The organism is Glycocaulis sp. (assembly GCF_051859565.1).
Taxonomy (GTDB): Bacteria; Pseudomonadota; Alphaproteobacteria; order Caulobacterales; family Maricaulaceae; genus Glycocaulis.
Genome location: NZ_JBHYFK010000016.1, coordinates 1 through 2,351 on the forward strand (window position 1 = coordinate 1; position 2,351 = coordinate 2,351).

Below are 2,351 nucleotides of genomic sequence, written 5' to 3' on the forward strand. Positions count from 1 at the left end.
TCTTGTGCGGGCCGTATTCCTTGGGCGCATCGCACCACCGCAACCCATTGCGGTTGATGAAGATTATGCCGCTCAGCACCCGCCGGTCATCGACGCGTGGCTTGCCATGGCTCTTGGGAAAGAAGGGCTGCAGCCGCGCCATCTGCGCGTCGGTCAGCCAGAAAAGGTTGCTCATCATCCAGTCTCCTTTCGGAGCTTGAATCAGGCAGAGAGTCCAAAATCAATGGGTCCTGACCCTAACACCGTGAATGCCCTGATCAGCCGGTTCCGCGCCTTCATGCAGCCCTCCTGCGGCCCCGCGTCCAAGAACCTTGCCGCCTACGGCCGCTGGTACGCCGCCCGGAACAACGCGGACCGCTTCTACCTCGATGCGCTCAGGCTGCTGCTCGCACCCCAGCCACACCCTCACGCCAACACGATTTGCTGACACCGCCATGGCTGTCGTAAGGTCACGCCGAAGAGACTGGCCCACTTTGGACAGGTTCTTGGCGGCCAGCACGCCCAGCGCCCCGACATGGTGGCGGCGGGTGCGCGCAGGTCTTTGAGGCTCTTGCGCAGAATGCGCAAGACCGAGCGGTTGGTTTCGCCGCCGACGCGCATCCGCACCAGCACCTCGGGGCACGTAGGCCAGCCGCAACCGGCCCCGCGTCAGCCAGCGCATGATCGCCTCATAGTCAGAGGCGATCAGGTAGGTGGTGTTGTAATCGCTGTGGCGAGCAACAAACTGCGCGCCGCATGAACAGCGTCGGATGCCCTCCGTCGAGCCGCTGTCCTGGATGACATGCTCTATGTCCGGATAGATTTGTTCCTGCAGGCTAAGCAGCCCGTCGCCGATAGTGTTGGCGCGGTTCCAGACGGCGGTGATTACAGAGATCGTGGTCATGCCCCCTGCCCATCAGCCGCGATCGCGCGCCGCATTGCTTCGAGCTTCAGCATCCCCTCAACCATACCCGCCACCCCATCCCAATCCGGCAATCGCGGCCTCGTGGGCTTTGCGCAGTGCTCTTGCCATGCAGGATCGCCCCGAAGCGCAGCGAACCATGCTACGGCCTCCTCAACACTCGCCACTTCGCGCCACCACGTATACTCCGGCGCGAGTGCCCTGACTTCCTCGCCGATTTCCGACAGGCTGGCAATCGCATCGCCGACATAGAGCATCTGCATCAGCTTCAACTTGAAGCCCACTGTAAAGCGGTCAGGGATCAGGCCGAAGGAGGGGCCGGGGTGCGGGCCGAAATCCTCGATCCGTAATCCTGCAGTCGTGATCTTCGCCTGCTCATCCGGCGTCAGGCGCGACAGCCGCTTGGGCAGCCAGCCTTCGGAGCCAGACATATGGATCACATCGGCGCAACCCGGCCCGAGCGCTACCCGCTGGGGCGGGGGCGGCAGGATCAGGCTGCGGTTCTCGATCTCTGGGAAATCGGCGACTGCGCAGCGGTGATCGCGGTGCGAAACGAAGACCATGGCCTTGGCGTTGGCGAAGGCGCGGCCGAAATAGGCGCGGCTGCCGGTGCGGTAGTAGAGTTCAAGCGGCCGTTGACCGGGAAAGCTGAAGCAGGGCATGTAATTATGCACGATCAGCAGATCGACTGGCATTCGGTGCGCTATGCCGAAGAAGCCCTCATGGGACAGCACGATCCGCGCCCCACTCCGCCGCGCGCGGCACAGTTCGGAAATTAGTGCGGGCAGTTCGACAATCCGCCCCTGCCAGAACGGCGGGTGGAGGCCGCGTCGGCGTCTCGGGTGCTGCGGCACAAGCATAACGCCGCGCTCCGCGAGCGCCGCGAGAAGATTGTGATCGAAGATCTGCGCACCATCGGCAGAACCGGGAAATCCGCAGATGTAATAGATTTGAGATGAGAGCACGGTAGGAGCTTCCAAGATTATGAATTCCTAAGGAACGTCTGATCAACGGCTTCGGCTGCGCCAAGATGGGCGCATGACTCGTTGTGACGCCCGAAGGCCTGGCTCCGTAGACTGTTTTCGTGCTTTGCGAGCCGCCTGAGCGACCCTTTCGCGGTTTTCGGGCAGACTCGTCCTCATGAGATCAGCCTCCGTCGCACGAGGAACAGGTTGCCGAGGGCGAAGAGCGTGAACAGCTGGGCGCGGTTCTTGGCGAGGCCGCGGTAGCGGGTCTTCACATGGCCGAACTGGCGTTTGATGACGCGGAAGTGGTGCTCGACCTTGGCACGAACTATGGCAATGATGCGATTGATCTGCGCGTCGACGGGATGAAGTTCGCTGCCCTTCGGCGCCTTGCGCATGACACCCCAGACCTTGCCTGGCCCCTTGAACGCCTCTTCGCGCTCCGCGCTGACATATCCCTTGTCGGCCCAGACCGAGGTTTCTTC

General features: G+C 62.6%; 4 protein-coding genes. All 4 read right to left on the reverse strand.

Annotated elements, in window-relative coordinates:
• Positions 1-175: transposase (locus ACTIGC_RS13495; protein ID WP_439634913.1), on the reverse strand; the 175-nt coding region annotated here is incomplete at its 3' end.
• 45 nt (positions 176-220) lie between these two features.
• A complete protein-coding gene (locus ACTIGC_RS13500) occupies positions 221-883 on the reverse strand; it encodes a hypothetical protein (protein WP_439634910.1) in 663 nt (220 codons plus the stop codon).
• Positions 880-1,881, reverse strand: coding sequence for a hypothetical protein (locus tag ACTIGC_RS13505; RefSeq protein WP_439634911.1), 1,002 nt, complete (start codon positions 1,879-1,881; stop codon positions 880-882). The genes ACTIGC_RS13500 and ACTIGC_RS13505 overlap by 4 nt, the downstream gene beginning before the upstream one ends.
• 158 nt (positions 1,882-2,039) lie before the next feature.
• On the reverse strand, positions 2,040-2,351 hold a 312-nt coding region (locus ACTIGC_RS13510; RefSeq protein WP_439634912.1), incomplete at its 5' end, for a transposase.